The sequence below is a fragment of the Frigidibacter sp. SD6-1 genome, assembly GCF_030143255.1.
Taxonomy (GTDB): domain Bacteria; phylum Pseudomonadota; class Alphaproteobacteria; order Rhodobacterales; family Rhodobacteraceae; genus TMP-24.
Window position 1 is genome coordinate 222,113 of record NZ_JARJNR010000005.1, and the last position, 26,374, is coordinate 248,486.

Below are 26,374 nucleotides of genomic sequence, written 5' to 3' on the forward strand. Positions count from 1 at the left end.
ATTGGGCCAGCCACCCTTTCCTATCCCTCCGCACCATCCCCGCCGCTTCAAGCCTGCGCAACGCCATATAGGCGCGCTGCACCGCCTGCCTGCGGCTGATGCCTGGAACAGCCTCCATTACCCTTTGTGCCGCCTCTGCCGTGGTTTTGGGGCCATCAGCCAACGCAGCCAACATCAGCCTTTTGCACTTGCCCCGGCAAAGCGGGCGGTCATACAGCATTCGCGGCAACCGGACCCCACGCATGGCCAGTATCTGCCGTGCCAGCTCCGCTTGTGGGCCACCCGCCCGGTGAAGCGCCAGTAGCGCGTTATCTATCGTCCTGTCCTGCATGGGGGTTTAGTACAGGATTCCAGCGCGTTATGCTTGGTGCGGTTGATACATAATGCCGGAAATACGCCCGCCGGAGGCGCCCGAAGGTTCCGCGCGCAGGCGCGGGGTCTGAGAGACAGGCCTGGCGCCGCAAGGCGCCGCAATCGGATCAGCGGCTCAAGGCAAAAGCCAGCGCGCCGATCATGTCGGTGCGGCTGACGATGCCGGCCAGGCGGTCGCCCTCGACCACGGGCACCGCCTGCTGGCCGCCATCGGCGAGAAGCGCCAGAAGCGGCGCGAGCGGCATGGCCGGACCGGCGGCGCGCAGGTCGGTCCGCATCATCTCGCGCGCCGTGGCCTCGCCGCCGTGCGGCGCGAGGAGACCCTGCTGCGACAGAAGGCCCAGATAGCGCCCGCTCTCGTCGGTGACCGGCAGGGTCTTGAAACCATGGCCGAGGAAGAGCCGCGTGAGGTCGGCAAGGCCGGTGTCCGGCCGGATGCTGATCACGTCGCGCGACATAACATCGGCGGCGGTCAGACCACCGACATGGCGCGCGGTCGCCTCTGCCTCGGCCGCGCCGATAAGGCGGGCGAGGTCCTCGGGCCCGATGTTGGCGGCAAGCCGCAGATCGGCGAGAATCCGCCCCAGATCCTCGGCCGAAAGGCCCAAGCGGCGGTCGGGGGCGCGGTCGCGGGTCTGGTGCGTGCCGGCCTCCGCCGGTTGGCGGAACGGGTATTTCCGGCCCGTGGCCCGGTTGTAGAGGGCGCCGACGAGCACGAGGCAGGCGGTTGCGGCCGCGACCGGATAGAGGGCGAGGCCGAGCCCGTGGGCCGGATCAGGGTTCAGCGCCAGAAGCAGAGCCACGGCACCGCCGGGCGGATGCATGGCGCGCGCCGCCATCATCAGCAGGACCGCCGCCGCGACCGACAGGGCGACCGCCGCGGCCGGATCGAGCCCGAGGGGGGCGATTGCCAGCGCCGCGAGGGCCGACAGGCCATTGCCGACGACCGCCGACCAGGGTTGGGCCAGCGGGCTGTTCGGGACGGCGAAGATCAGGAAGGCCGAAGCGCCGAGCGGCGCGAAAAGCACGCCTGCGGGCGACCCGATCCGTCCGGCAAGCAGCAGCGTCAAAAGACCGGTGAGCAGAAGGCCAAGGCCCGCGCCGATGGCGGCCCGCACCATCTCGGAGCTCTTGGGGCGCGCAAGCGCAGGGCCAAGAGCGCGGCCAAGCGCACGGAGGGAGCGCAGGTATGACCCTTTGCCGCTCATCGCCTTGCCAGCATCGCAAGCCGGATCAGCGCCCGCTCCATAAGCGCCATCTGGGGGGCGCGCGAGCTGGAGCGCAGCGTGAGGTCGGTCTCGACGAGGATCGCCAGCGCCTGTTCCAGCCGGTGCATGCCCCAGCCCTGCGCCTGTTTCAGCATCCGGTCGCGGCGCGGTCCGAAGACCGGCGGGCGCACGCGGGCGATCCCCGCGCCCGCGCCGCCCGGGTCTGAAGCGGCACTGTGCAGGGTGCGGAAATGGCGCATGGCGCCGATGCAGAGGGTGACGGGACCGACCCCCTGGCCTTCAAGGCGGCGCAGGAGCTTGCCGACGGCGCTCGCATTGCCCTCGGCGGTCGCATGCAGCACATCGTCCACCTCGGCCTCGATCGTTGCGGGCGCCATCGCCGCGACATCAGCGGGGGAAAGCTCGGACGGGTCGCCATGTTTGTAGAGCGCGATCTTCTCGATCGTCTGGCGGAAGTCGCCGGGGTCGAGATCTCGGGACAGGGAGAGAAGATCGGCCATCGCCTCGCGTCCGATATCGCGCAGCCCGGCCTTGGCCAGAAGCGCCTCGATCTCCTCCCGGCTTGGCGGATCGTCATAGATCGCCACGGCATAGGCGTTGGCGTGATCCTCGAACAGCTTCTTCAGGGCCGATGCCTTGGTGAGCGCTCCCGCCGTCACGATCAGCGTCGCGTCGCCCGTCTGCCATTCCGCCAGCGCATTCTTGAGAATCAGGGCAATCCCGTCGCCTGCCTCCTCGACGAAAGCCACGCGCGGGCCGGGGAAGAAGCCCTGCGCCTTCAGCGCGTCCTGCACCAGGGCTGGGTCCTTGCGCAGGTCGGAGGCCGGGATCCGGGTCAGGCGCATTTCCGCCTCGCCCTCCGGCCCCACAAGCGCCGCGATCACCTCTTGCCGCTTCAGCGCGACGCGCATCGGATCGGCGCCGTGAATCAGCAGGCCCGCGCGGTCGGGTTCGGGCCGGGCGAAATAGCGCGAGGCGGCGGCCCCGGCGAGCTTCATGTGCCCGCCCAGGCGGCCGATGTGGCGATGAGGTCGGTGACGATCTGGTCGGCAAGGATCCGCATCAGCCGTTCATGCGCGTCCTGTTCGGACGCTGCGGTGGAGATGACGGTGCCCGAGGCCGAATAGGAGGTGAAATTCTTCACTTTCCCCTTGGTTGCGGTGCGGCCCGTCGCCACCTCGGTCAGCCGGTAGGTGACGATGCCGACGACATTGTAGCGGGTGATGGCGTTCGAGGAGGTGATGCCCAGCCCGACCCGGCTGACACTGATCGAATAGCCCAGTTGCCAGCGCGGGTTGCGCGAGCGGCCGAGCCGTTCCTGCAGGCGCCCGACCAGATCGAAACTGTCGCGGTCGGAGGGGTCGGCGATGCCGATCTGGCCGGTCATGCCGCGCGCCGGACCCGCGGGCCCATAGGCGGGCGTGAAGCCGCAGGCCGCGAGCGGCAGGGCGGCCATCAGGCCCAGAAAGATGCGGCGATCAGATGACGACATTGACGATGCGGCCCGGAACAACGATCAGCTTCTTCACCGGCTGACCGGCAAGGAACCGGATCACAGCTTCATCCGCCAGCGCGATCTTTTCAACCTCTGCCGGCGGCATATCTTTCGGCACGCTGATTTCCGCCCGCCGCTTGCCATTGATCTGGATCGGCAGGGTGACGGTATCGTCCTCGAGCATCGCCGGATCGGCCTTGGGCCAGGGCGCATTCGCCACAAGCCCCGCGCCGCCTTGGTGCGCCCAGATATCCTCGGCCAGATGCGGCGTCATCGGCGCCATGAGTTGCGCGAGCACCATGACCGCCCGCCGCTGCGCGGCTTTCGAGGCATCCGAGCGCTGGATCGCGTTCGCGAGTTCGTAAAGCTTCGCAATCGCCTTGTTGAAGGCAAAGCCCTCGATCCCCTTTGTCACGTCGGCGATGGCGCGGTGGGTGGCGCGCATCAGGTCTTCGTCGCCGGTGCCGGGCTTGTCCGCAGGCAAGCTGGCGATCCGGTCGCAGAGCGTCCAGACCCGGTTCAGGTGCTTGAAGGCCGCGTCCGCCCCGGCGGCGGTCCATTCCACGTCGCGCTCGGGCGGGCTGTCGGACATCACGAACCAGCGCGCGGTATCGGCGCCATACTGGGCGATGATGTTCATCGGATCGACGACATTCTTCTTCGACTTCGACATCTTGGCCGAAGGGACGACTTCCACCAGAAGTCCTTCATCGCTGAGGGCGCGCATCCAGGCGTCAACGTCGTCAACCAGGTCAAGGGGCGGGGGCACGTTGCCGCGCACGACGATCCGCCGGTCGGCAACGTTGAAGATGGTGACATCCTCGGGCAGGTGATAGACCGGGCGGCCCTGCGCATCGCGCGTCATGTAGATCTCGTGCGTCACCATCCCTTGGGTGAAGAGCGCGTTGAAGGGTTCGATCGCCTTCGCAGGCAGATGGCCGGTCTTCATCATCGCCCGAGCGAAGAAGCGGGAATAGAGCAGGTGCAGGATCGCATGTTCGATCCCGCCGATATATTGATCGACGTTCATCCAGTAATCGGCATCCGCCATCACGGTCGGCGTCTTGGCATGCGGCGCGGTGAAGCGGGCGAAATACCAGGACGAATCGACGAACGTATCCATCGTGTCCGTCTCGCGCTTCGCGGGCGCCCCGCAGTTCGGGCAGGCGCAATCGCGCCAGGTGGGGTGACGGTCGAGCGGATTGCCCGGTTTGTCGAACTTCACATCATAGGGCAGCTCGACCGGCAGGTTTTCCTTCTTCTCCGGCACGATGCCGCAGGCGTCGCAATGGACGACCGGAATCGGGCAGCCCCAGTAGCGCTGGCGTGAAATGCCCCAGTCGCGCAGCCGGTATTTGGTGACGCCCGCGCCATAACCGTTCGCCTCGGCATGGGCGATGGCGGCGGCGATGGCCTCGTCCCCGGTCTGCAGATCGGCCCCGGCGAAACCGCGCACATAATGGACGCGCTCGGATTTCATCGGCACATAGGCTTCCGTGAGGCGCGTATCCTCGGCGCCGTCGGCGATATAGACCGATTCGATCGGCAGGGCGTATTTGGTCGCGAATTCGAAGTCGCGCTGGTCATGCGCCGGGCAGCCGAAGATGGCGCCGGTGCCGTAATCCATCAGGATGAAATTGGCGATCCAGACCGGCAGTTCCCATGACGGATCAAGCGGGTGTTTCACCTTGATGCCTGTGTCGAAACCGATCTTCTCGGCGGTCTCGATCTCTTCGGCGCTCGTGCCGCCCTTGCGGCATTCGGCGACGAAGGCCGCGACCTTCGGGTCGCTTTCCAAGGCCTTCGCCAGCGGATGGTCGGGCGAGATTGCGGCAAAGGACGCGCCCATCAAAGTATCGGGGCGGGTCGTGTAAACCTCAAGTTTTTCAAAGCCTTCCGGCGCGCCGACCGTGTCGAAAGCAAACTGCAAACCGCGCGACTTGCCGATCCAGTTGGCCTGCATCAGCCGCACCTTCTCGGGCCAGTTGGCCAGCCCGTCGAGCGCCTCCAGGAGCTCCTCGGAATAGTCCGAGATGCGGAAGAACCATTGCGTCAGTTCCCGCCGCTCGACCGCCGCGCCGGAACGCCAGCCCTTGCCGTCGATCACCTGTTCATTGGCCAGAACCGTCATATCGACCGGGTCCCAGTTCACGACTGCCGCCTTGCGGTAGACGAGGCCCGCCTCAAGGAAATCGATGAACATGGATTGCTGCTGGCCGTAATAGTCCGGGTCGCAGGTGGCGAACTCGCGGCTCCAGTCGATGGAGAGGCCCAAGGGCTTCATCTGCGCCCGCATGTCGGCGATGTTGCCGTAGGTCCAGTCCTTCGGATGGCCGCCGCGTTCCATCGCGGCGTTTTCGGCGGGCATGCCGAACGCGTCCCAGCCCATCGGATGCAGGACACTGAACCCCTGCGCGGCTTTGGTGCGCGCCACCACATCGCCCATCGTATAGTTGCGCACATGGCCCATGTGGATGCGCCCCGAGGGGTAGGGAAACATCTCCAGCACATAGTACTTGGGCTTCGCCGGATCGCGCAGGGCCCGGAAGGTTCCGGCCTCGTCCCAGGCCTTCTGCCACTTCGGTTCGATGTTTGCGGGATCGTAGCGCGACATGTCAGGCCTCAAGACTGGATCGCGCCGGTTATACAGGCCAAAAGGCCGAGGTCCAGTGCCTCGGCCCCGTCACTCCTGCCGAAAGTCCGGCGCGTCTACAGCTTTCCGTCGCGGATGCGCAGCTGGCGCGCGCGCGTCAGAATCGCATCCTCGACCGCCCGGACGGTCGCCGCATCGACCGGCCCGCCGCCGCGGTTCACCAAGGCGATCTTCAGCGAGCGGGCGTCAAGGGCGGGGTCCTGCACATAGATCGTCGCGCGATAGGCCCGCCCGCCGCCGGGCGGTGTGCCGTAACCGGTCACGATCACGCCAGAGAACGGATCGACCGATTCGATGGGCAGGAAGTTCAGAACCTCGAGCGAGGCCTGCCAGAGGTACTTGTTCACCTTGACGGTGGTGTTCGGATCATCCTGGCCCGAGAACAGGTCCCAGATCGTGCGGCGCTTCTTCACGCCGTTGATCTTGTCGAGATTCGCCCGCTGTTCCAGCGCCACGGCGCGCTTTTCAGCGGTGTCGGCGGTCGGAGCCTTGTTGCGGCGTCCGAACAACCCGCTGTCGCCGCTGCCGATCCCGCCGCAGGAAGCGGTTGCAGCAACAAGCGTGCAGAGAATCGCCGCGCGCGTGAGAGACCCTGCCGTTTTCCGCATGCCCGCCCGCTCCTTCACTGCCCGCATCATGAGACCCGCTTGCCCGTCCATTTCGTCCTGAAGGCTGTCTAGCCGACGCCCCCGCGCCGGACAAGGCTTTTCCCGGCCGGGTCCCGCCGGGCAGGACTGTGGCAAGTCTGCACCATCGCCCCCGTTCTTCCCGGCCGTCCGCCCCTTTCGATTGCATTGACCGGGGCGAGAGGGGAAATAGAAGCCCATACCCAATTCGGATTCCCCTGAGTTGGGCCTACCTTTGACACAACGAGGGAAAACGAAATGAAAAAGATCCTTCTTGCGACCACCGCTCTCGTCGGCTTCGCCGGCGCTGCGGCCGCTGAAGTCAGCCTCTCGGGCTACGCCGAAATCGGTATCGCCGGCGGTTCGGGCGATATCGATCCGCTAACTCCCGGCATTCAGGAGTTCGACACCCAGTTCTGGAATGACATCGACGTCACCGTCACGCTCTCGGGCGAGTCGGACTCGGGCCTGTCGTTCGGCGCGACCATCGATCTGGACGAACTGAACGGCGACTCGATCGACGCTACGGGTGGCGGCAACGCCGGCCCCAAAGAAAATGACTCGTCCGTCTGGGTTTCGGGCTCGTTCGGCAAGGTCACCCTGGGTGACACCGACGGCGCGCTCGACTGGGCGGTCTCGGAAATCTACACCGGAACGGCGATCGCTGACGACCACTCGACCCATGCTGGCGCTTACTGGAACACCGGCCTTGACGGTCTCTACGACGGTCAGGTCATGCGCTACGAATATTCGTTCGGTGACTTCGGTGTTGCCGTCTCGGCAGAGCTCGACGACACCGGTACTGGCGATCCGGTTCTCGGCCTCGGTCTGAAATGGTCGGGCGATATGAACGGCACCGAAGTGTCGGCCGGTATCGGTTATCAGGCGGCAAGCATCGGTGCGTTCGATGTTGATGCGACCGCTATATCGCTCGGCGCAAAAATGGCGAATGGCTTCTCGGCTAACCTCGGCTGGGCCAGCTATGACCTCACGGGCGCTGGCGATATCGACTGGTGGGGCCTCGGGCTCGCTTACACCACGGGCGCTCTGACGGTTGGTGCGAACTACGGTTCCTACGACCTCGGCGCGACCGATGTTGACGGCTGGGGCCTCGTGGTCAACTACGATCTCGGCGGTGGCGCAGTTGCGATGTTCGGCTACGGTGATGGCGATTTCAATTCGTCGAACGGTCATGGCGACAAGACCTGGTCGGCTGGTCTCGGCCTGTCGTTCTGATCCTCGGGTCGGATGGACTTCTGGAAGAGCGGGCTTCGGCCCGCTCTTTCTTTTTCGCGACCTCATTTTCGGGCCGTGAACTCGACAATAGCAGGGGGGCTAGATAAGGTCCGCGCGACTTTATCAATCGGACCTTGATGATGCCGCCTCTGACCAACGACCAGCTCAAGAGCTTCTATGCCGCAGCTCTGAAGGATATCGCGGCAAAGCGGTTTGACGAGGCGCTGAAGCGGCTGGAAGCGATCGTCGAGACCAACCCGAACCTGGCCGAGGCGCATTTTCAGGTCGGCCGCGTTGCGATCGAATCCAACCGACCGAAACTCGGCCTGAAGCCCCTGCGGTCCGCCGCCCGGCTGAAGCCAGCCGAAAGCGCGATCTGGCTCAGCTGGGCCGAGGCGCTGGCATTAGGCGGCGCGGCCGAGGATGAGGCCGAATTCCTCACGGCGATCAAGGGCGCGATGCTTCGTCCCGAGCTGAAGATCGAGCTTCAGGACCGCTTCGCCACCAAACGCGCCAAATCGCACCGCTCCGGAATCGGGCAGAAGGCCCGTGACACGGCACGGCTTCTCGACTTGATGGGCAAGGGCGACTTCGAGAAGGCCGAAGCACTGGCGTCTGCCCTTCTCAGGCAGGACCCGACACTGGCGGTGGCTGCGAATGTTCTCGGTGGCACGAAGGCCATGCGTGGCCGTCTCGCGGAGGCCGCCCCGCACTTTCGGCATGCGATCAAGATCGACCCCGGCTATGCCGAAGCGCACGACAATCTCGGCCGGGTTCTGATGGAGCTGCATCGCCCCGCCGAGGCAATTCCGCATCTGCGGCAGGCGGTGATCGTCGCACCCTACATGGTTTCGGCCATCATCAATCACGCCGCCTGCCTCGCACTCCTCGGGCAGGCGCCAGCGGGCATACCGCCGCTGGAACGGGCGGTCGCGGCCAATCCCAAATCGCCGACCTGCTGGCTTGCGCTCGGCAATGCACACACACGCGCGCGCAATTATGCGAAGGCAGAAACGGCGCTTGAGAAGGCGGTGGAGCTCAGCGACGGCAAGATGGCAGAGGCGCTCGGCATGCTCGCCCAGGCGCAGGCCCGCCTTGGCAAGGACGAATCTGCACTGGAAAACTACGAACGGGCGCTTGTGATCGACCCCAACTCGCCCATCGCGACGGGCGGCAAGGCGATGGCACTTCAGACGCTCGGCCGTTTCGAAGAAGCGCGCCCGCTCTTCTTGCGTGCCTTCGAGATCGATCCGACCAACGGGGAGAACTACCGCTCCTATATCGCCGCCCACAAGACCAAGGCGGGCGATCCGGTGATCGATCGTATGATCAATATCTATAATCAGAAAGGCCTCAGCGACTTCGACCGGATGAACCTTGGCTTCGCCATCGCCAAGGCGTTGGAAGATACGAAGGACGATGGCCGCGTATTCGGTTACCTTGACGCCGCGAACGCGTTGATGCGCAAGATATTTGCCTATGACCCTCAGAGCCAGTTGCGCGAGCGCGAGGCACTTAGGGCGGCCTATGCCGGCTCAGACTGGCGCGGCCGTATTGTCGCGGACACCACAAACTACGCTCCGATCTTCGTCACCGGCATGCCGCGATCGGGTACGACGCTTGTTGAACAGATCATCTCCAGCCACTCGCGCGTTCGAGGGGCTGGAGAAGTCGGGAAGATCACGGGCCTCGCGCAGAAACTTCTGACTCGTGGAACCGGCCTGCGGGCCGTCCGGACCCTGACCGACGCAGAGCTTGCCGGTTTTGGCGATGAATATGCCGCCTATATGCGCGAGCGGTTTGGCGACGATCTCCTTGCCTCCGACAAGTCGATCCAGACCTATCTCTATCTTGGCCTGGTAAAGCTTGCGTTGCCAAACGCCCGCATCGTCGTGGTGCGCCGTGACCCGCGCGACAATCTCCTGTCGATGTACAAGAACAAATTCCCCGACGGCGCCCATCTTTACGCATACGATCAGCACGATCTTGTCGTGCTCTACGAGACCTTCGTTCAGATCGTCGACTATTGGCGCGAGGTGATGCCAGGCGGTTTCTACGAAGTCGATTACGACAAGCTCGTCGCCGATCCCGAACCCGAAACCCGCAAGCTGATCGCGGCCTGCGGGCTGGAATGGGAAGATGCCTGCCTGCGGCCCGAGGACAACGATCGCAAGGTCGAGACGCTAAGCCTCTATCAGGTGAGGCAACCGATCACCAAAAGCTCGGTCAAGGGGTGGAAACGGTTCGAGAAGGATCTCAAGCCCATGCTCGACGAACTGAAGGCGCGCGGCCTTGTCTCTGACTGATATCCTTGCCCGGGTGCGGGCGGCCGAGGCGGCAGCGGGGCGGGCGGCGGGTTCGGTCCGGCTGATCGCCGTGTCGAAGGTCCAGCCGGCGGAGCGCGTCGAGGCGGTGCTGGGCGAGGGGCACAGGCTTTTCGGCGAGAATTACGTGCAGGAGGCGGGAGCCAAGTGGCCCGGCTGGCGGGCGCGGTTTCCCGGCGTCGAGGTCCATATGATCGGGCCCTTGCAGACCAACAAGGCCAAGCTTGCGGTCGAGCTCTTTGAGGCGATCCATACGCTCGACCGGCCGTCGCTTGCGGAAAAACTCGCGCGGCTCGCCGAGGCGCGGGGCGCCTCGCCGGACCTGTTCGTGCAGGTGAACACGGGCGAGGAGCCGCAGAAGGCGGGCGTCCTGCCGGGCGATGCGGACGGATATGTCCGCGACTGCCGGGCGATGGGGCTGCCACTTTCGGGCCTGATGTGCATTCCGCCGGAAGGCGAGGCGCCGACGCCGCACTTCCGGCTTCTGCGGTCGATCGCAGAGGCGAACGGCCTTTCGGGGCTTTCCATGGGCATGTCGGGTGACTTCGAGGCGGCAATCGCCGAAGGCGCCACCCATGTGCGCGTCGGATCGGCGATCTTCGGCGCCCGCGCCTACGGCTAGCCGCTCATCGGGCCTTGCAGCCCTCTTCGCTGCGAAGACGCCTGTCAGGGCGGATGAGCAGCCGGGTGCCCGGCGCGGCGCGGCCCGCGATCCAGATCAGATGGTCGCGGCGGAAAGCGAGGCAACCGGCGGTCGGATGGCACATCCGCCGCCATTGATGCAGGAAGATCGCCGATCCGCGATAGGGTACCGCCTCGGGCCAGTTCCAGTCGGTGATCATCACCAGGTCATAGAGCGGATCGGCGCGGCGCAGGCGTTCATTGGTCTGGCCGAAGGGTTTGGTCACCAGCTGATTATAGTCGGGATGGTCGGGCGCATCGCACCAGCGGTCCTGCAGGCCGATCGGCGCCGCCCAGGGCGGGATTTCTTGTGGTGACATTCGGTCGGGCCGGTAGAGCGTGGCGACGATCCTGAGGCTGCCCGACGGGGTGCAAAGGTCGCCCTCCCGCTTCTTATCCGTGATGCCCCTGCGACCCCAGGTGACCGGGAAGCGGCGACCGTGAAAGAGAAGGCCGGTCGGTGTCAGCACCATGTCGGCGGGGCTCACAAGAGGTGCCCCGACTTCTTCGCCTTGGTCGCAAGGTAGGCGGCGTTCTGGCGCGTTCGGCCCACCTTCAGCGCCACGCGCTCGGTCACGGCGATGCCAGTGCGTTCCATCATCGTGATCTTCGCCGGATTGTTGGTCAGAAGCCGGACCGCGGCAAAACCCATCCGCCTTAGAATCTCGGCCCCGATGCGGAAATCGCGTTCGTCATCCTCAAAGCCCAGCCGGTGGTTGGCCTCGACCGTATCGAACCCCTGATCCTGCAGCGAATAGGCGCGCATCTTGTTGGCAAGGCCGATGCCCCGGCCTTCCTGATTGAGATAGAGGAGCACGCCCGCGCCTTCTTCCGCCATCTGCGCCAGCGCGGCCGCAAGCTGCGCGCCGCAATCGCATTTCAGACTGCCGAGCACATCGCCGGTGAAACAGGCTGAATGGAGCCGCGCCAGAACCGGCCTGTTGCGGTCGGGGCTGCCGATCTCGATGGCATAATGATCCTCGCCGCCTGCCGCGGGCCGGAAGACATGGACGCGGCCCGCCTCGGCTGCGGCCAGCGGCACGCGGGCGGCTGCGACCGGATGGAAGGGCGAGGCGGCGGCCAGAAGCGCAGGCAGTTCGGCCAGGTCGAGATGCGTCAGCCCGGCCTCGGCCCCGGTCAGCGTCACGGCGATGGCGGCGGGCAGAAGATGCGCCGATTTGATCAGCGACAGTGCGGCGCGCATGGGCGCAGCATCACCGGCGCGCTCTGCCCGGAACGGGCCTTTCATCGGCCGCGACAGATCGTGCGACGGATCGGCAAGGTCGCGGATCCAGCCGATATCGGCGTCCGCGGGCAGCGCGATCCTGACCAGATCGCCGTCATAGGCAGCGATCTTCAACACCTCGGCCCGGCGCGCGGTCAGCCCGACGACGGGTGGCCCGAGCGCGCGAAGGGCCGCCAGCCGCCCAGGCTCAAGCGTTTCGGCGGCCGCGACCACCAGCGCCGCCCCGGCCGAGACGATCGCCACCGGCACCCCCATGCGCAGATCGGCGCGGGCGCGGTTCAGCCGTTCGACGGGAGAGGGGCCGAGCGTCATCGGTATTCCAGGGCGCGTGGTTTGCAACAATCGACCCGCCCTAGATAGTCCGCGCTGCAGGAAATTGAAACATAGCGCGGCTTTTCGACACGACCGCGTGAGACTTATGTCGCATCCCTTGTCGATCAGGGTCCAAGCCGCCAAGTCTCGATCAACGATATAGGCGGAGGGCAGCATGGCGACCCTGAAGAAAATCCTGCTTGTCGACGATGACGAGGACCTGCGCGAGGCACTGGCCGAACAGCTCGTCTCGACCGACGACTTCGATGTGTTCGAGGCGGGCAATGGCGCGGAAGCGGTCGAGAAGACCAAGGGTGCCGCCTATGACCTGATCGTGCTTGACGTGGGCCTGCCCGATACCGACGGGCGCGAGCTGTGCCGCAAGCTTCGGAAGCTGGGCGTCAAATGCCCGATTCTCATGCTGACCGGGCATGATACGGATGCTGACACAATCCTCGGGCTCGACGCGGGCGCGAACGATTATGTGACGAAGCCCTTCAAGTTCCCGGTTCTGCTGGCGCGCATCCGCGCGCAGCTGAGGACGCATGAACAGTCGGAAGACGCGGTCTTCGGCCTTGGGCCCTATACGTTCAAGCCGGCGATGAAGATGCTAATTGACGTGAAAGACAAGAAAATCCGCCTGACCGAGAAGGAAACCAGCATCCTGAAGTTCCTTTATCGCGCGGGCGAAACGGTCGTGGCGCGCGATGTGCTGCTGCACGAGGTCTGGGGCTATAATGCCGGGGTGACTACCCACACTTTGGAAACACACATTTACCGATTGAGACAAAAAATAGAACCAGATCCGTCAAACGCCCGCCTTCTTGTTACCGAATCCGGCGGCTATAGACTTAACCCATGAGTTCCCCTGGCCGCATCGGGGTCATGATGCGGCATCCTCCCTGTTGGACTGGCCCGGGCTCACGCCCGGGTCTTTTTTTGGCGGAAGGCGCGGGTGGGCGGCCCGGCGAAGGCCCCTGTCATGGCCGGGCCACGAACCTTAAGGCCGCTTGGCGAAGCGCAGGTAGGGCAGCTTGATATCAAGCTTGCCGAACCGTTCTTCCGCCTCCGCGGTCGGCACGGAAAGCGCCACGATCACATCCTGGCCGGGAACCCAGTTCGCGGGCGTGGCGAAGGGCACGCCATCGGTCGCGCGCACCGCGTCAAGCGCGCGCAGGATTTCCGCGAAGTTCCGGCCGATCGACATGGGGTAGGTCATGGTCAGGCGCACCTTCTTGTCCGGCCCGATGATATAGACGGTGCGGACGGTGGCCGAATGGGCGGGTGTGCGCCCTTCGGTCGGCAGGTAATAGTCGGCGGGCAGCATGTCATAGGCCTTGGCAACGGCCAGCGACGTATCGTCGATGATCGGGAAGTTCGCGGGCGCACCGGCGAAGGCCTCGATGTCGCGTTTCCATTTGGCGTGGTCTTCGACGGAATCGACAGACACGCCCATCACCTTGGTGCCGCGCTTCTCGAACTCGGCCGCAAGCTGCGCCACGGCGCCGAATTCGGTGGTGCAGACCGGCGTGAAGTCGCGCGGGTGGGAAAAGAGGATGGCGTAGCCGTCACCGATCCAGTCATGGAAGCGGATCGTGCCGTCGGTCGATTCGGCGGTGAAGTCTGGGGCGATGTCATTGATGCGCAGGCCCATGGGACTCTCCTTGTCTGGTGTTGTCGTTCATGGGCCATGACATAGGTCTTTTGGAACAGAATATCACCTGCCCATGGCTAGGTTCCCGCAAAAGAGGACGAGGTTCCGCAGGAGGCGCAGCTGGGCTGACGGGCATCCCGGTTTCATGCACGGGCAAGGGGCAAGTCGATCTGTTTGAAGTCTGCCCGGCGCCATGCTAACATTTGATCAAATTATTATGCGGCATGTTCGCCGCGCCCCGGACTCGCAGGAAGGAACGACAGGATGATCGAGAAACGCGACTTCTACATCAACGGTGCCTGGGTGAAGCCCGCCGAGGCGCGCGACTGGCAGGTCATCGACCCCTCGACCGAGGAGCCCTGTGCCGTCATATCGCTTGGGTCGGTGGCCGACGCCGACCGCGCGGTGGCGGCCGCAAAGGCGGCCTTCCCGGCCTGGGCCGCGACGCCGCCCGCCGAACGGCGCGAAATCGTCGCCCGCATCCTCGACCAATACGAGACGCGGAAGGAAGAATTCGCCCAGGCGATTTCGATGGAGATGGGGGCGCCCATCGACTTCGCGCGCGAACAGCAGGCGCCCTGCCTGCCCTGGCATACGAACAATTTCCTGCGCGCGTTCGACAAGATCGACTGGATCAAGCCCCTGGGCGCTCACGCTCCCGGCGCCATGATCGCGCTGGAGCCGATCGGGGTCGCGGTTCTCATCACACCCTGGAACTGGCCGGTGAACCAGATCGCGCTGAAGGCGATACCGGCGATGCTGGCGGGCTGCACCTGCGTTCTGAAACCGTCCGAGGAAAGCCCGCTGAACGCGATGCTCTTCGCCGAGTTCTGCCATGATGCAGGCGTGCCGCCGGGGGTCTTCAACCTGGTGAACGGCGACGGCATGGGCGTGGGCAGCCGCCTCTCGGAACATCCCGATGTCGAGATGATTTCCTTCACCGGCTCGACGCGGGCGGGCAAGGCGATTTCGAAGGCCGCGTCGGAGACGCTGAAGCGCGTGACGCTGGAACTGGGCGGCAAGGGCGCGAACCTTCTCTTCGCAGATGCCGATGAGGGCGCGGTCGAGCGGTCTGTGCGGCGGATGATGGACAACACCGGCCAGTCCTGTAATGCGCCCTCGCGGCTTTTGGTCGAGCGGTCGGTCTATGAGGATACGGTCGCGAAGGCCGCCGCGATTGCCGAGGGGATCAAGGTCGGTCCGGCAAGTGCCGAGGGCGATCATGTCGGCCCGGTCGTCAACAAGCGCCAGTGGGAGCAGATCCAGGGCTACATCCAGAAGGGCATCGACGAAGGCGCGCGGCTGGTCGCGGGCGGCCCGGGCCTGCCGGACGGGTTCAACCGGGGCTTCTATGTGAAGCCCACGATCTTTGCCGATGTGACGCCGGGCATGACCATCGAACGCGAGGAAATCTTCGGGCCCGTCCTGTCGATCATCCCGTTCGAGAGCGAGGAAGAAGCCGTGCGCATCGCCAATGACACGCCTTACGGCCTGACGAATTACGTCCAGACCGGCGACAGCGCGCGGGCGAACCGGCTGGCCCGGGTGCTGAAGTCGGGGATGGTCGAGATGAACGGCAAGCCGCGCGGCGCAGGCGCGCCGTTCGGCGGGGTGAAGGCCTCGGGGCGCGCGCGCGAAGGCGGGCATTGGGGACTTGAGGAGTTCCTGGAAGTGAAGGCGATTTCCGGCTGGACGGCCGATCTGGCGGCCGAATGAGATGACTGACCAGCCCGGATCGCGAGGGGCATCGAGCCCCTTGCGATCCGGTCCGGCTGTGCCGGACGGCGCCCGGCCCTCGGGCGAAGTGTCAAAGCGACATTTTCGAGCCGGTTCATGTCGCCTCCGCGTCTTGTCTGCCCCGACAGGGCTCCTAGCATGTGTGAGGCATGACAGGAGGGTCCGATGAGCGAGGCGGCAAGAGCACGGCATGGCGGCCGCGAGGCGCGGCGCAGGGAACGTTCGAGCCACGACCATTCTCACCTGCACCGTCCCTACATCACCCGCAATATCCCGACCTACGACATTCTGGGCGAGGAAAGCCTGCAGGCGATCGAACGCGCCGCCGACCGTATCCTGGCCGAGGTCGGTATCGATTTCCGCGACGATCCAGAGGCTCTGGCGCTGTGGAAAAATGCGGGCGCGAAGATCGACGATCTGCGCGTCCGGTTCGAGCAGGGCATGCTGCGCGAAATCCTGAAATCGGCGCCGCCTATCTTTACCCAGCATGCGCGCAACCCGGCCAATTCCGTGCAGGTCGGCGGCAAGGGCGTGGTCTTCGCGCCGGCCTATGGCTCGCCCTTCGTGATGGACATGGACCGGGGGCGGCGGTTCGGCACGCTGCAGGATTTCCAGAACTTCATCAAGCTTGCGCAATCCTCGCCCTGGTTCCACCATTCCGGCGGCACCATCTGCGAACCGACCGACGTGCCGGTCAACAAGCGCCATCTGGACATGGTCTATTCCCACATCCGTTATTCGGACCGGGCGTTCATGGGCTCGGTAACCGCCGAAGAGCGGAGCGAGGATTCGATCGAGATGTGCCGCATCCTCTTTGGCGCGGATTTCGTCGACCGCAATTGCGTGATCCTCGGCAATGTGAACGTGAACTCGCCGCTCGTCTGGGACGGGACGATGACGAAATCGCTGCGCGCCTATGCCCGTGCCAACCAGGCAGCGGTCATCGTGCCCTTTATTCTCGGTGGCGCCATGGGTCCGGTGACGAACGCCGGTGCCATCGCCCAGGCCGTCGCCGAAACCATGGTCGGCTGCGCCCTGACCCAGCTGGAACGCAAGGGCGCGCCTGTGATCTTCGGGAACTTCCTGTCCTCGACGCAATTGAAGACCGGCTCGCCCACTTTCGGCACGCCGGAACCGGCGATCGGCTCGATGGTCATCGGCCAGATCGCGCGGCGCCTGAACCTGCCCTTGCGCTGTTCGGGCAACTTCTCCACCTCGAAGCTGCCTGACGCGCAGGCGATGACCGAAGGCACGATGTCGATGCTGGCCGCCGTGCATTGCGGGGCGAACTTCATCCTGCATTCGGCCGGCTTCCTCGACGGCCTTCTGTCGATGTCCTACGAAAAATTTATTCTGGACGCCGACCTCTGCGGCGCGCTGCACACTTATCTCGATGGCGTGAAGATCGACGAAAACCAGCTGGCGGAAGGCGCCTTTGCCGAGGTTGGCCCCGGCAACCATTTCTTCGGTTCCGCCCATACGCTGGCCAACTACGAAACCGCCTATTGGGACAGCGAGACGGCCGACAATTCGCCATTTGAGCAATGGGAGGCAGCCGGTTCGCTCGATGCTGCGACGCGCGCCAACAAGCTCTGGAAAGAACGGCTGCGCGAATATGAGGCGCCGCCCCTGGACGAGGCCACAGACGAGGCGTTGAAGGATTTCATCGCTCGCCGGAAGGACGGAATGGCGGACGCCTGGTACTGACATGGATCACCCGCGCCTCCTCTCGCCGATCACGCTGCGCGGGCAGACCCTCAAGAACCGCATCGTCTTCGGCGCCCATACGGCGAACATGTCCGACATGGGTCAGCCGGGGCCGCGCGCCGCGGGCTACCTATTGGAACGCGCGCTCGGGGGCGCGGCGATGATCGTGGCCGAACCGGTGCCCGCCCACCGCACCGGCGTGCTGACCCGCGGCAACTACCTGCACGAGACGGACGCGATCATCCCCGCCTTCCGCAAGCTCACCGAACCGGTGAAGGAGGCGGGCGCCGTCATCCTGCAGCAGATCTACCATGTCGGCGCGCATGGCGATTCCGACCTCAGCTTTCAGCCGCACTGGTCGCCCTCGGGCGGGCCCTCCTATCACGACAGCGACGGCAGCCACCGGATGACTGGCGCCGAGATCGAGGACCTGCTCGACGCGCACGCCGCCGCCGCCCGGCGGGCCAAGGCGGGCGGCTTTCAGGGGGTCGAGCTCTGGGCGGCCTATCATTCGCTGATCGACCAGTTCTGGACCCCCTGGTCGAACGACCGCACCGACCAATGGGGCGGGTCCTTGCAAAACCGCACCCGCTTCTCGCGCCTTCTGATCGAGCGTATCCGGCGCGACTGCGGCGAGGATTTCATCGTCGGCCTCGCCGTCAGCCATTCGACCGCCTATCCGGTGATACTTTCCCCCGACGACCTGTGCGAGGTGGTCGCGCTGCACGATGCCACCGGCCATGTCGATTATGTGACAGTGGGCTATGGGTCCTACCTCGATTTCGAGGGGATCATCCCGGCCTTCACCGAGGGCGAGAAACTCACGACGCCCTTCACCCGGCAACTGAAAGGGGCGCTCGTCCACGCGAAGGTCACGTCCGAAGCGGGCATCCGCACGCCCGAGAATGCCGAGACGATCATCGCGAGCGGCGAGGCCGACATGGTCTCGATCGTGCGGGGCCAGATCGCCGACCCGCATCTGGCAAGGAAGACGATGGAGGGCCGGGCCGACGACATAAGGGGCTGCATCTCCTGCAATCAGATGTGCTGGGGCCGCCGGTCGCGCGACTACTGGATTTCCTGCCTGATAAATCCGTCGGCGGGGCGCGAATGGGAATGGGGCGGCGACCGGTTTACCCCGGCCGCAGAACCGCGCGATGTCCTGGTCGTGGGCGCCGGCCCGGCCGGGCTCGAGGCCGCGCGCGCGGCCGCCGAACGCGGTCATCGGGTCGAACTACATGAAGCCGCCCCGCAGATCGGCGGCCAGTTCCGGCTGGCCGGATTGCAGCCGCGGCGGGCGCAGATCCTCGACCTGATGGGCTGGTACGAACGCCAGTTCGCCCGGCTGGACGTCACGCTGAAGCTGAACAGTTTTCTCGACGCCGACGAGATCGCCGCCCACCCTGCTGAGAGCGTGATCCTCGCCACCGGCTCGCTGCCCGACCCGAGCGGTTTCCAGCGCTGGCTGCCGCATCTTGCCCGCCTGCCGGGGATCGACCTTGGCCATGTCTGGTCGCCCGAAGAGGTGATGCGCCGCGAGGCGCGGCTCGGGCAGACGGTCATTCTTTACGACGAAGGCTCAAACTGGCGCGGCGTCGGCACGGCCTGGGCGATGGCCGAACAGGGCAGGCAGGTCGTGATCGTCACGCCCGAACCCTTCGTCGGACGCGAAGTGGCCCGAACCTCGGCCGACGGCGCCGCCCGCCGCAAGCTCGCCCGCCTCGGCGCGCGCTTCCTGACCGAGAGTTGCATCGCCGCCTGGCACGGCAACGGCGCCACCGTACGCAGCCTGCTGACCGGCGAGGAACAGGTGATCGAAGCCTCCGATCTGGTGATGTCCACGACGAACCGGTCTTTCGACCCGTTCCCCGAAAGCTTCCCCGGCAAGGACACCCGCCGCATCGGCGACTGCGCCGCCCCGCGCCTGGCCGCCTATGCCTTCCACGATGGCCGCAAGGCAGCGCTCTCTCTCTGACCCTCTTTCGTTTCCAAATATCCCGGGGGAGTCCCGGACAGGGTCCGGGACGGGGGCAGAGCCCCCTCCGACGACCCCCCGGATGCGCTGCCGCGTCTCGACCTTGTGCCGGCCCTGAGCGGCGATATCAGAGGTTGAACACCCGGCTCGGGTGAACCTCGCCGCCGCGATATTGGCCGACGGCGATGGGGCGGCCCTGATGGCTGACCCAGACCTCCTCGCCGAACTCGGCGCCGGTGATGACCTGCCCTGGGTTGCCGTTCTTCAGCCGGACAGCACCTTCGGCGGTGGCCCGCACCTCGGTCAGGCCGTCAAGCCCGATCTCCAGCGGCAGAAGCCGCGCGTCCAGCGCCTCGGTCCGGGCCAGCCGGTCCATCTCCTCAAGGCTGATCCCATCCTTGGCCTCGAACGGGCCGGACCATTCACGGCGAAGCCACAGAACATGGCCAAGGCAACCCAAAGCTTGCCCAAGGTCGCGCGCAACCGAGCGGACATAGCCGCCCTTGCCGCAGACCATCTCCAGAAGAACCGTGTCGGCGTCTGGCCGCCCGACAAACTCCAGCCTCTCGACCCAGAGCGGGCGTGCCGCCAGATCAAGCCGTTCCCCTTCGCGGGCCAGATCATAGGCCCGCTCGCCCTCGACCTTCACGGCGGAAAACTGCGGCGGCACCTGCATGATCTCGCCCCGGAAGGCGGCGAGCGCGGCTTCGATCTCAGTCTCCTCGGGTCGTTTGTCCGACGTGGCGATGACCTCGCCTTCGGCGTCGTCGGTGGTCGTCGCCGCCCCGAGGCGCACGGCGAACCGGTAGCATTTCAGCGCGTCGGTGACATAGGGCACTGTCTTGGTCGCCTCGCCCAGAGCCACGGCCAAGACGCCGGTCGCCGCCGGGTCGAGCGTGCCCGCATGTCCCGCCTTCCTGGCATCCAACGCCCAGCGCACCTTGCCCACAACGGCGGTCGAGGTCACACCCGCCGGCTTGTCGACGATCAGCCAGCCCGAAATGTCGCGTCCCGTCTTGCGTCCCATGAGAAATCCGTCTGTAGGCCAGGTCAGTTCGAGGGCACGACAAGGCCGACCATCGGCCCCATCGGCAGGCCGAAATCGTCCCGCCCCAGTTCGGGGGCATAAAGGCGCGAAATGGTGCCATCGAAGAAGAGCGCGTTGGGCAGGTTCAGCCCGTCGCGGAAAAGCCGTGCGAAACGGTGGAAGTTCACCCGCTGGTCCGAGATCACGAAAAAGGCCCGCCGCCCGTCGCTGCTGACACCGACGCCATTGCGGATGTTCACCGAGGGCGACGCGGGCAGGAATTTCGGGTGGATCGCACCGGACAGGACCAGCATCGGCCCCGACTGGCTGGCAAAAAGGCATTCGGGTCGCGCGGCGTCGAAGGCAAGCGTCTCGATGACCGCAAACCCCTCGGCCGTCACGCAGAACACGCCGTTCGGATGCAGACCGAAATTGCCGGGCCCGGGCTTGCGCTGCAGGGGCGCCTGTTCCTGCCCCTGCTCGACATAGTAGCCGACCGGGCGGCGGTCGTCGTGATACATGCCCGCGTTCATGGCGAAGGCAAGCCGCTTTCCTTCCGACGCAAGCTGCGCCTGCACCGCGCCGAACGTGCCCAGGGGCCGCCCGTCCGGGCCATTCAGGAACAGTCGCAGATCCTCGCCCGCCGCGGCCTCGCAGACGGAATAGCGCGCCTCGTCGAATTCCATGTCCCGGCATTCGCCGCCGAAAGCGGGAAGGGCGAACAGACCGAAGCCAAGAAGTGCCGCGAGCCTAGTCCAGCTCTTCATCTTCCGGTCCATCCGTCCGGGCGATGTCGCGTTGCACGCGTTCGTCGGAAAAGAGCCTGCGCGTCTCGTCAAGACGGTCGAAGGTCTCGTCGATCATGAAACGCAGTTCGGGCGCGAATTTTAGCGTCATCTCGCGCGACACAAGGCGGCGCAGTTCCGCCCGGTTGCGGTTGAGCGCGACAAGCGCCGCATCCGCATCGCGCCCGCCAAGCGGCAGTACAAAGGCCGTCGCGATCTTGAGGTCGGGCGAGGTGCGCACTTCGCCCACCGTGATCGAAAAGCGGTTCAGGTCAGGGTCGTGCACATCGCCGCGCGCCAGAACCTGCGAAAGCGTGTGGCGGATCAGTTCGCCCACGCGCAGCTGACGTTGCGAGGGGCCGGAGCCCGAGGAGAAGCGCTTTTGTGCCATGCGCCTCCCTGTAGGCCAATCGCCCGGCAGCCGCAACGGGCCTTTGCCAAGGATGGCGCGACCGGCTAAGGAATGCCCAAGCCTGCAAGGAGAGCCACCCATGTCCGTCACGCCCCCGCTTCCCGGCATCGTGGTCACCGGCGTGTCGGGCCGCATGGGCCAGATGCTGGTCAGCGAAATCGCGCGCTCCGGCAAGGCGCGGCTGGTCGGAGCGGTGGAGCGCGAAGGTCACGGCTGGGTGGGCATGGACCTTGGTCAGGCGATGGGCGGGGCCGCACTCGGTGTTGCCGTCACCGACGACCCGCTGCAGGCCTTCGCGAACGCGCAGGCGGTGATCGACTTTACCGCACCCGCCGCGACCGTGGAATTCGCGGCTCTCGCCGCGCAGGCACGCGCCGTTCATGTCATCGGCACGACGGGCCTGGAAGAGGAGCATCTGAAGAAGATCGCCGCCGCCGCCCGTCACGCCGTGATCGTGCGGGCAGGCAACATGAGCCTCGGCGTGAACCTTCTCACGCGGTTGACGCGGAAGGTGGCCGAGGCACTTGATGCCGACTGGGACATCGAGGTGGTCGAAGCCCATCACCGGATGAAGGTCGACGCGCCTTCGGGCACCGCGCTGATGCTGGCCGAGGCCGCAGCGGCGGGGCGCGGCATCTCGCTGGCGGATCACCGCCAGAGCGGGCGCGACGGGATCACCGGCGCGCGCAAGCGTGGCGACATCGGCCTTTCGGCGATCCGGGGCGGCGATGTCGTGGGCGAACATGATGTGATTTTCGCGGCTGACGGCGAGCGGATCGTGCTGCGCCATATCGCCACCGACCGCGCGATCTTTGCGCGGGGCGCGCTGAAAGCGGCACTCTGGGGCCAGGACCGCAAGCCCGGGCAGTACGACATGATGGATGTGCTGGGCCTCTGATCCGGCGACCCGCGCAAACGAGACGAGGCCGCCCCGGCGGGCCCCCTCCTCGATCCCTTCGTGCTCTCGTCGGGGGGGGGTGAGCCCAGCGGGGAGTGCACGCAGGGCAGGACGAGCGGCCTGCCTGGCCCGTCCCTCAGCGGGCGTACCAGCTGAGCGAGACGCGCTGGCGGGTGAAGAAATCGCCCATCATGCCGATAACGATCAGCGCGAGCGACGCGATCAGCGCATATTCGGCCGAGGAATTGCGCGGCATGTAGTTGATGAAGACCGCCCCGCGCATCTGGTCGATGACATGGAACAGCGGGTTCCAGCTGAACAGGTACAGAGTGCCAAAGCTCAGGCTGTTGCCGACCACCATCTTGCCCGAGGCGAAGATGTTCACGCGCTGGACCACAAGCATCATGGTGGGGGCAAGCTTCGGCGCCCAGGGTTTCAGTGCGCGGAGGACCAGGCCGGTGCCGATACCGAACAGCCAGGCAAGAAGCAGCATGGTGAAGGCATAGACCGGATCGTTGATTTGGACCGGCTTGAAGGCGCAATGGTATCCGAACAGAATCACGGCCGCCGTCGCAATCTGCAGATAGAGCGAGCTCAAAGCGGCGGCAGCGAGCGCGATTGCAGGATTCATCGGCGCATGCAGCATCATCGGCGATGTCGCGCCTTCGGAGCCGAAAACCGAGCCGGTGGTCTTCTTGTAGGTCACATAGGACAGCACGCCGGTCATCAGAAACACGACGAAATCCCCGCGCATCGCGTTTGAGCCATAACCCATCAGCGTCATGCTCAGGTAAAGGGCGAGAACCATGACGATCGTCTGAATGAAGTTGGAGCCAAGCTCGAACAGCGCGTTCGAACCGCCGCCGCGCAGCGAGCGCACCGTGCAGTGATAAATCAGGTCGAATGTTTCGAGCGTTGCCTCGAAAGAGCTTCGCGCCTTTCGTCCCTGGCTGAACATCGTCTTCCGCCCTGCCTGTCGGCCCGCCCCGCGGGCTTTGGCCGATACTGATACCAAATTCTTGCCGTTTCCTTTGCGCCGCATCATAAGGACCGAAGGCGCACCAATCAATCTGGCCGGAAAAAGGGGCGATATTGTGGATTTCGAGCGGCTTGCCTTCGTCATGAGACGCCTCGCGCTGGAAGCGGGCGAGCGGATCATGGAAATTTACGAGGCGCCGGATTTCGAGGTGCGGGCAAAGTCCGATGCGAGCCCGGTCACGGCGGCGGACGAAGCTGCGGATGCGTTGATTTCCGAAGGGCTGGCCGAGGCCTTCCCCGCGATAGCGCTCGTGACCGAGGAGCAGGCGGCGAGCCATGGACAATCGGTCTCGACCTTCCTCATCGTCGATCCCTTGGACGGCACCAAGGAGTTCGTCCAGCGACGCGGCGACTTCACCGTCAATATCGCCTATGTCGAGGAAGGCATTCCCCTGCGCGGCGTGGTCTATGCTCCGGCCAAGGGGCGGCTCTTCTACACGCTGGCCGACGGACGGTCGGTCGAGGAGATCGGCCCGTTCGACAAGGATCACCCGGGCGAGACGAAGCCGATCGGCGTCTCGACCCCCGACAATCGCGGGCTGATGGTCGTGGCGTCGAAATCGCACCGCGACCAGGCCACGGACGACTACATCGCCCAATATGCGGTGACCGACATGACAAGCGCGGGATCGTCGCTGAAATTCTGCCTCGTCGCGACCGGCGAGGCAGACCTCTACCCCCGCCTCGGCAGGACGATGGAATGGGACACGGCGGCAGGAGACGCCGTCTTGCGCGGCGCGGGCGGCGAGATGGTGCGATTCGACGACCATTCTGCCTTCACCTACGGCAAGCCCGGTTTCGAAAACCCCTTCTTCATCGCCTATGCCCCGGGCGTTCTTCTGGTGAAATAGTGTCTGTTCTCATTGTCATCCCCGCCCGCTATGCCTCGACCCGCTATCCCGGCAAGCCGCTGGTCGAACTGAAGGGCGCAGGCGGCGAAGCCCGCAGCCTCGTCCGCCGCAGCTGGGAAGCGGCGATGGCGGTCAAGGGCGTGGACCGGGTCGTGGTCGCGACCGACGACGAACGCATCCGTACCCACGCGCAAGCGTTCGGCGCCGAGGTTGTCATGACGTCGGAGGCCTGTCGAAACGGCACCGAACGCTGCGCCGAGGCGCAGGCGGTCCTTGGCTGGAAGTACGATATCGTGGTGAACCTGCAGGGCGATGCGCCGCTGACGCCGGCCTGGTTCGTCGAGGAGCTGGTGGCGGGCCTCAAGGCCGACCGCGGTGCTGACGTGGCGACGCCAGTCCTGCGCTGCGACGGGCGCGCGCTGAACGGCTTTCTGGAAGACCGCCGCAACGGCCGCGTCGGCGGAACGACAGCCGTATTCACCCGTGACCGCCACGCACTCTACTTCTCGAAAGAGGTCGTGCCTTTCACCGCGCGCAGCTACGCCGACGACGAAAATACACCGGTCTTCCACCATGTCGGCGTCTATGCCTACCGGCCCGGGGCACTCCGGGACTACGCGGGGTGGGACATGGGGCCACTCGAAAACCTCGAAGGGCTGGAACAGCTCAGGTTCCTGGAACGCGGCCGCCAGATCCTCTGTGTCGAGGTCCAGGCGAAGGGCCGACAGTTCTGGGAACTGAACAATCCCTCGGATGTCCCGAAGATCGAGGCGATGATGGCGGAGATGGGCATGGCATGACGGGCCGTGCGACCGTCAGCCTGATCATCGTCTCGCGCCACAGGCCCGACTGCCTGCACCGCTGCCTGACGGCAGTTTCGCTGCTCGATCATCCGGCGTTTGAGGTTCTGGTCGTTGCCGATCCGGTCAGCCTTGCGGTCGCGGCAGCGTTCCCCGTCAGGGCGATAGCCTTTGACGAGCCGAACATCTCTGCCGCGCGCAACGCCGGGATCGCAGCCGCAGCGGGCGAGGTGGTGGCCTTCCTCGACGACGACGCAGTGCCCGAGCCCTTGTGGCTGCATCACCTGACCGCACCTTTTGAAAACCCTCAGGTCGATGCGGCTGGCGGCTTCGTTCTGGGCTGGAACGGACTGTCGTTCGAATGGGCAGGCGGCACGGTCGACCGACTGCTTCGCACTGCGCCACTCGAGGTTCCGGCCGACGCGGTCAGCCTGCATCGGTCGTCGACAGATGCGGCCATCGAGATCAAGGGCGTGAACTGCGCCTACCGGCGGCGGACCATCGCCGCGCTGGGTGGATTTGACCCAGCGCTTGCCTATTATCTCGACGAGACCGAACTGAACCTGCGGCTGGCGGCACAGGGCGCGCTTGTCGCCGTGGTGCCGGAGGCGCGGGTGCAGCATCGCAAAGCAGAGGGGCCGCGCAGGCGCGCCGATCGGACGGTGACCTCGCTCGTCGACATTGGCGCCAGCAGTGCCGTCACGCTGCGCCGCCACGGCGCCACCGGTGAAGAGATCGCCCGAGCGCGTGCCGAGATGATCGTGCGCGAGCGGGGGAGAGCGGCAGCCTACCGGCGTGCGGGCCAGCTGTCGGCGGCAGCGGCCGAGGCGCTTCTGGCGACGGCGGAGGCAGGTTTCGACGCAGGCCTGACGCGCGATCTGCCGCCCCTTCCAGCCCTGCCCCCGCCGGACACGGGCGGATTCCGCCCCTACCCGCAGCCGGACCGCCCGCGAGTGATTCTCTCCGGCCGCTCGTGGCAGGCACGTCGATTGCGGCAAGAGGCACGGGACCTGGCTGCCGCTCGAGCCATCGTCCAGCTCTATCTTTTCTCGCCCACCGCGCTCTTTCACCAACGTCGATTCTCGGACGGCTACTGGCAACAGACCGGCGGCCTTTTCGGAAAATCCGTCAGAACTGACCGTTTTTTCCGCTTCTGGCGCTTCGCTTCCAGGCTTTTGCGCGAGGAAAGCCGGTTTCGGTCGGGTTTCCGGAAAACCTGACTCCCCGGTTTCCGGATTTTCAACTAACCTAGCGTTACCGGGGTGATCTTCCGCAAATTTCCCCCTTCGGCGGCGACAATTTGCCGTAGGATTGTC

General features: G+C 65.5%; 23 protein-coding genes. 11 read left to right on the forward strand and 12 right to left on the reverse strand.

The genetic code is table 11. From position 1 onward, the window contains the following. Positions 1-479 precede the first annotated feature (479 nt). The 5 genes from P0645_RS11310 to P0645_RS11330 form a co-directional block, all read right to left on the reverse strand. Positions 480-1,580: an HPP family protein gene (locus P0645_RS11310; protein ID WP_502854845.1), complete on the reverse strand. Its 1,101-nt coding sequence runs from the start codon at positions 1,578-1,580 to the stop codon at positions 480-482. After that, entirely contained in the window at positions 1,577-2,599 is a 1,023-nt protein-coding gene (gene holA, locus P0645_RS11315) for a DNA polymerase III subunit delta (protein WP_284164685.1), read from the reverse strand. Before holA ends, P0645_RS11310 begins: the two co-directional genes overlap by 4 nt. Continuing rightward, complete coding sequence (gene lptE / locus P0645_RS11320) at positions 2,596-3,093, reverse strand: LPS assembly lipoprotein LptE (RefSeq protein ID WP_284164686.1); 498 nt, start codon at positions 3,091-3,093, stop codon at positions 2,596-2,598. The genes holA and lptE overlap by 4 nt, the downstream gene beginning before the upstream one ends. Further along, the gene (gene leuS / locus P0645_RS11325; RefSeq protein WP_284164687.1) at positions 3,080-5,710 is read right to left on the reverse strand and encodes a leucine--tRNA ligase; all 2,631 of its coding nucleotides are present in this window, start codon (positions 5,708-5,710) and stop codon (positions 3,080-3,082) included. The genes lptE and leuS overlap by 14 nt, the downstream gene beginning before the upstream one ends. Before the next feature lie 95 nt (positions 5,711-5,805). After that, entirely contained in the window at positions 5,806-6,357 is a 552-nt protein-coding gene (locus tag P0645_RS11330; protein ID WP_284164688.1) for a DUF3576 domain-containing protein, read from the reverse strand. Positions 6,358-6,633: 276 nt separating this feature from the next. Here P0645_RS11330 and P0645_RS11335 point away from each other — a divergent pair, with 276 nt between their 5' ends. From P0645_RS11335 to P0645_RS11345, 3 genes are all read left to right on the forward strand, one after another. Continuing rightward, entirely contained in the window at positions 6,634-7,611 is a 978-nt protein-coding gene (locus P0645_RS11335; RefSeq protein WP_284164689.1) for a porin, read from the forward strand. A 140-nt stretch (positions 7,612-7,751) separates the two neighbouring features. After that, complete coding sequence (locus P0645_RS11340) at positions 7,752-9,917, forward strand: tetratricopeptide repeat-containing sulfotransferase family protein (protein ID WP_284164690.1); 2,166 nt, start codon at positions 7,752-7,754, stop codon at positions 9,915-9,917. Continuing rightward, positions 9,904-10,557: a YggS family pyridoxal phosphate-dependent enzyme gene (locus P0645_RS11345; RefSeq protein ID WP_284164691.1), complete on the forward strand. Its 654-nt coding sequence runs from the start codon at positions 9,904-9,906 to the stop codon at positions 10,555-10,557. Before P0645_RS11340 ends, P0645_RS11345 begins: the two co-directional genes overlap by 14 nt. 4 nt (positions 10,558-10,561) lie before the next feature. On the opposite strand, the gene P0645_RS11350 is transcribed toward P0645_RS11345, so the two are convergent. Further along, a complete protein-coding gene (locus tag P0645_RS11350) occupies positions 10,562-11,104 on the reverse strand; it encodes a L,D-transpeptidase family protein (RefSeq protein ID WP_284164692.1) in 543 nt (180 codons plus the stop codon). Next, positions 11,101-12,174: a GTP cyclohydrolase II gene (gene ribA / locus P0645_RS11355; RefSeq protein WP_284164693.1), complete on the reverse strand. Its 1,074-nt coding sequence runs from the start codon at positions 12,172-12,174 to the stop codon at positions 11,101-11,103. Before ribA ends, P0645_RS11350 begins: the two co-directional genes overlap by 4 nt. A gap of 175 nt (positions 12,175-12,349) precedes the next feature. On the opposite strand from ribA, the gene P0645_RS11360 reads away from it, so the two are divergent. Further along, positions 12,350-13,036, forward strand: coding sequence for a response regulator transcription factor (locus P0645_RS11360; RefSeq protein ID WP_284164694.1), 687 nt, complete (start codon positions 12,350-12,352; stop codon positions 13,034-13,036). 138 nt (positions 13,037-13,174) lie between these two features. Here the strand turns inward: P0645_RS11360 and P0645_RS11365 are convergent, their stop codons facing one another. Then, entirely contained in the window at positions 13,175-13,828 is a 654-nt protein-coding gene (locus tag P0645_RS11365) for a peroxiredoxin (protein WP_284164695.1), read from the reverse strand. A gap of 264 nt (positions 13,829-14,092) precedes the next feature. Here P0645_RS11365 and P0645_RS11370 point away from each other — a divergent pair, with 264 nt between their 5' ends. The 3 genes from P0645_RS11370 to P0645_RS11380 all read left to right on the forward strand — a co-directional run bounded on the left by P0645_RS11370 (position 14,093) and on the right by P0645_RS11380 (position 19,247). Next, complete coding sequence (locus P0645_RS11370) at positions 14,093-15,544, forward strand: aldehyde dehydrogenase family protein (RefSeq protein WP_284164696.1); 1,452 nt, start codon at positions 14,093-14,095, stop codon at positions 15,542-15,544. A 186-nt stretch (positions 15,545-15,730) separates the two neighbouring features. Next, positions 15,731-17,272 (forward strand): trimethylamine methyltransferase family protein, encoded by a 1,542-nt coding sequence (locus P0645_RS11375; RefSeq protein ID WP_284164697.1) that lies wholly within the window; start codon positions 15,731-15,733, stop codon positions 17,270-17,272. A gap of 1 nt (position 17,273) precedes the next feature. Continuing rightward, positions 17,274-19,247: an oxidoreductase gene (locus tag P0645_RS11380; protein WP_284164698.1), complete on the forward strand. Its 1,974-nt coding sequence runs from the start codon at positions 17,274-17,276 to the stop codon at positions 19,245-19,247. Between the two features lie 127 nt (positions 19,248-19,374). On the opposite strand, the gene truB is transcribed toward P0645_RS11380, so the two are convergent. Genes truB through rbfA form a run of 3 tightly spaced genes read right to left on the reverse strand, consistent with a single transcriptional unit; the run spans position 19,375 to position 21,450 of the window. After that, positions 19,375-20,274 carry a tRNA pseudouridine(55) synthase TruB gene (gene truB, locus P0645_RS11385; RefSeq protein ID WP_284164699.1) on the reverse strand — a complete coding sequence of 300 codons (900 nt, stop codon included), beginning with the start codon at positions 20,272-20,274 and terminating at the stop codon, positions 19,375-19,377. A gap of 23 nt (positions 20,275-20,297) precedes the next feature. Next, the gene (locus P0645_RS11390) at positions 20,298-21,041 is read right to left on the reverse strand and encodes a phosphodiester glycosidase family protein (RefSeq protein WP_502854850.1); all 744 of its coding nucleotides are present in this window, start codon (positions 21,039-21,041) and stop codon (positions 20,298-20,300) included. Continuing rightward, positions 21,025-21,450, reverse strand: coding sequence for a 30S ribosome-binding factor RbfA (gene rbfA / locus P0645_RS11395; protein WP_284164700.1), 426 nt, complete (start codon positions 21,448-21,450; stop codon positions 21,025-21,027). The genes P0645_RS11390 and rbfA overlap by 17 nt, the downstream gene beginning before the upstream one ends. A gap of 100 nt (positions 21,451-21,550) precedes the next feature. Here rbfA and dapB point away from each other — a divergent pair, with 100 nt between their 5' ends. Next, a complete protein-coding gene (gene dapB / locus P0645_RS11400) occupies positions 21,551-22,369 on the forward strand; it encodes a 4-hydroxy-tetrahydrodipicolinate reductase (RefSeq protein ID WP_284164701.1) in 819 nt (272 codons plus the stop codon). A 136-nt stretch (positions 22,370-22,505) separates the two neighbouring features. On the opposite strand, the gene P0645_RS11405 is transcribed toward dapB, so the two are convergent. Then, positions 22,506-23,528, reverse strand: a complete 1,023-nt coding sequence (locus P0645_RS11405; RefSeq protein ID WP_284164702.1) for an ABC transporter permease — start codon at positions 23,526-23,528, stop codon at positions 22,506-22,508. Between P0645_RS11405 and cysQ the strand changes: the two genes are divergently transcribed. The 3 genes from cysQ to P0645_RS11420 are packed head-to-tail and all read left to right on the forward strand — an operon-like array spanning position 23,491 to position 26,278. Continuing rightward, positions 23,491-24,258, forward strand: coding sequence for a 3'(2'),5'-bisphosphate nucleotidase CysQ (cysQ, locus tag P0645_RS11410; RefSeq protein ID WP_502866310.1), 768 nt, complete (start codon positions 23,491-23,493; stop codon positions 24,256-24,258). The genes P0645_RS11405 and cysQ overlap by 38 nt on opposite strands. After that, positions 24,258-25,058 carry a 3-deoxy-manno-octulosonate cytidylyltransferase gene (kdsB, locus tag P0645_RS11415; RefSeq protein WP_284164704.1) on the forward strand — a complete coding sequence of 267 codons (801 nt, stop codon included), beginning with the start codon at positions 24,258-24,260 and terminating at the stop codon, positions 25,056-25,058. The genes cysQ and kdsB overlap by 1 nt, the downstream gene beginning before the upstream one ends. Beyond that, positions 25,055-26,278 carry a glycosyltransferase family 2 protein gene (locus P0645_RS11420; protein ID WP_284164705.1) on the forward strand — a complete coding sequence of 408 codons (1,224 nt, stop codon included), beginning with the start codon at positions 25,055-25,057 and terminating at the stop codon, positions 26,276-26,278. The genes kdsB and P0645_RS11420 overlap by 4 nt, the downstream gene beginning before the upstream one ends. The last annotated feature ends 96 nt before the right edge of the window (positions 26,279-26,374 follow it).

What these genes read in the sequence shown, in the direction of transcription:
- P0645_RS11310 (WP_502854845.1), bottom strand. Translation starts at nt 1,580, where the DNA reads ATGAGCGGCAAAGGGTCATACCTGCGCTCCCTCCGTGCGCTTGGCCGC.
- holA (WP_284164685.1), bottom strand. Translation starts at nt 2,599, where the DNA reads ATGAAGCTCGCCGGGGCCGCCGCCTCGCGCTATTTCGCCCGGCCCGAA.
- lptE (WP_284164686.1), bottom strand. Translation starts at nt 3,093, where the DNA reads ATGTCGTCATCTGATCGCCGCATCTTTCTGGGCCTGATGGCCGCCCTG.
- leuS (WP_284164687.1), bottom strand. Translation starts at nt 5,710, where the DNA reads ATGTCGCGCTACGATCCCGCAAACATCGAACCGAAGTGGCAGAAGGCC.
- P0645_RS11330 (WP_284164688.1), bottom strand. Translation starts at nt 6,357, where the DNA reads ATGCGGAAAACGGCAGGGTCTCTCACGCGCGCGGCGATTCTCTGCACG.
- P0645_RS11335 (WP_284164689.1), top strand. Translation starts at nt 6,634, where the DNA reads ATGAAAAAGATCCTTCTTGCGACCACCGCTCTCGTCGGCTTCGCCGGC.
- P0645_RS11340 (WP_284164690.1), top strand. Translation starts at nt 7,752, where the DNA reads ATGCCGCCTCTGACCAACGACCAGCTCAAGAGCTTCTATGCCGCAGCT.
- ribA (WP_284164693.1), bottom strand. Translation starts at nt 12,174, where the DNA reads ATGACGCTCGGCCCCTCTCCCGTCGAACGGCTGAACCGCGCCCGCGCC.
- P0645_RS11360 (WP_284164694.1), top strand. Translation starts at nt 12,350, where the DNA reads ATGGCGACCCTGAAGAAAATCCTGCTTGTCGACGATGACGAGGACCTG.
- P0645_RS11365 (WP_284164695.1), bottom strand. Translation starts at nt 13,828, where the DNA reads ATGGGCCTGCGCATCAATGACATCGCCCCAGACTTCACCGCCGAATCG.
- P0645_RS11370 (WP_284164696.1), top strand. Translation starts at nt 14,093, where the DNA reads ATGATCGAGAAACGCGACTTCTACATCAACGGTGCCTGGGTGAAGCCC.
- P0645_RS11375 (WP_284164697.1), top strand. Translation starts at nt 15,731, where the DNA reads ATGAGCGAGGCGGCAAGAGCACGGCATGGCGGCCGCGAGGCGCGGCGC.
- P0645_RS11380 (WP_284164698.1), top strand. Translation starts at nt 17,274, where the DNA reads ATGGATCACCCGCGCCTCCTCTCGCCGATCACGCTGCGCGGGCAGACC.
- truB (WP_284164699.1), bottom strand. Translation starts at nt 20,274, where the DNA reads ATGGGACGCAAGACGGGACGCGACATTTCGGGCTGGCTGATCGTCGAC.
- P0645_RS11390 (WP_502854850.1), bottom strand. Translation starts at nt 21,041, where the DNA reads ATGAAGAGCTGGACTAGGCTCGCGGCACTTCTTGGCTTCGGTCTGTTC.
- rbfA (WP_284164700.1), bottom strand. Translation starts at nt 21,450, where the DNA reads ATGGCACAAAAGCGCTTCTCCTCGGGCTCCGGCCCCTCGCAACGTCAG.
- dapB (WP_284164701.1), top strand. Translation starts at nt 21,551, where the DNA reads ATGTCCGTCACGCCCCCGCTTCCCGGCATCGTGGTCACCGGCGTGTCG.
- cysQ (WP_502866310.1), top strand. Translation starts at nt 23,491, where the DNA reads ATGAGACGCCTCGCGCTGGAAGCGGGCGAGCGGATCATGGAAATTTAC.
- P0645_RS11405 (WP_284164702.1), bottom strand. Translation starts at nt 23,528, where the DNA reads ATGATCCGCTCGCCCGCTTCCAGCGCGAGGCGTCTCATGACGAAGGCA.
- P0645_RS11420 (WP_284164705.1), top strand. Translation starts at nt 25,055, where the DNA reads ATGACGGGCCGTGCGACCGTCAGCCTGATCATCGTCTCGCGCCACAGG.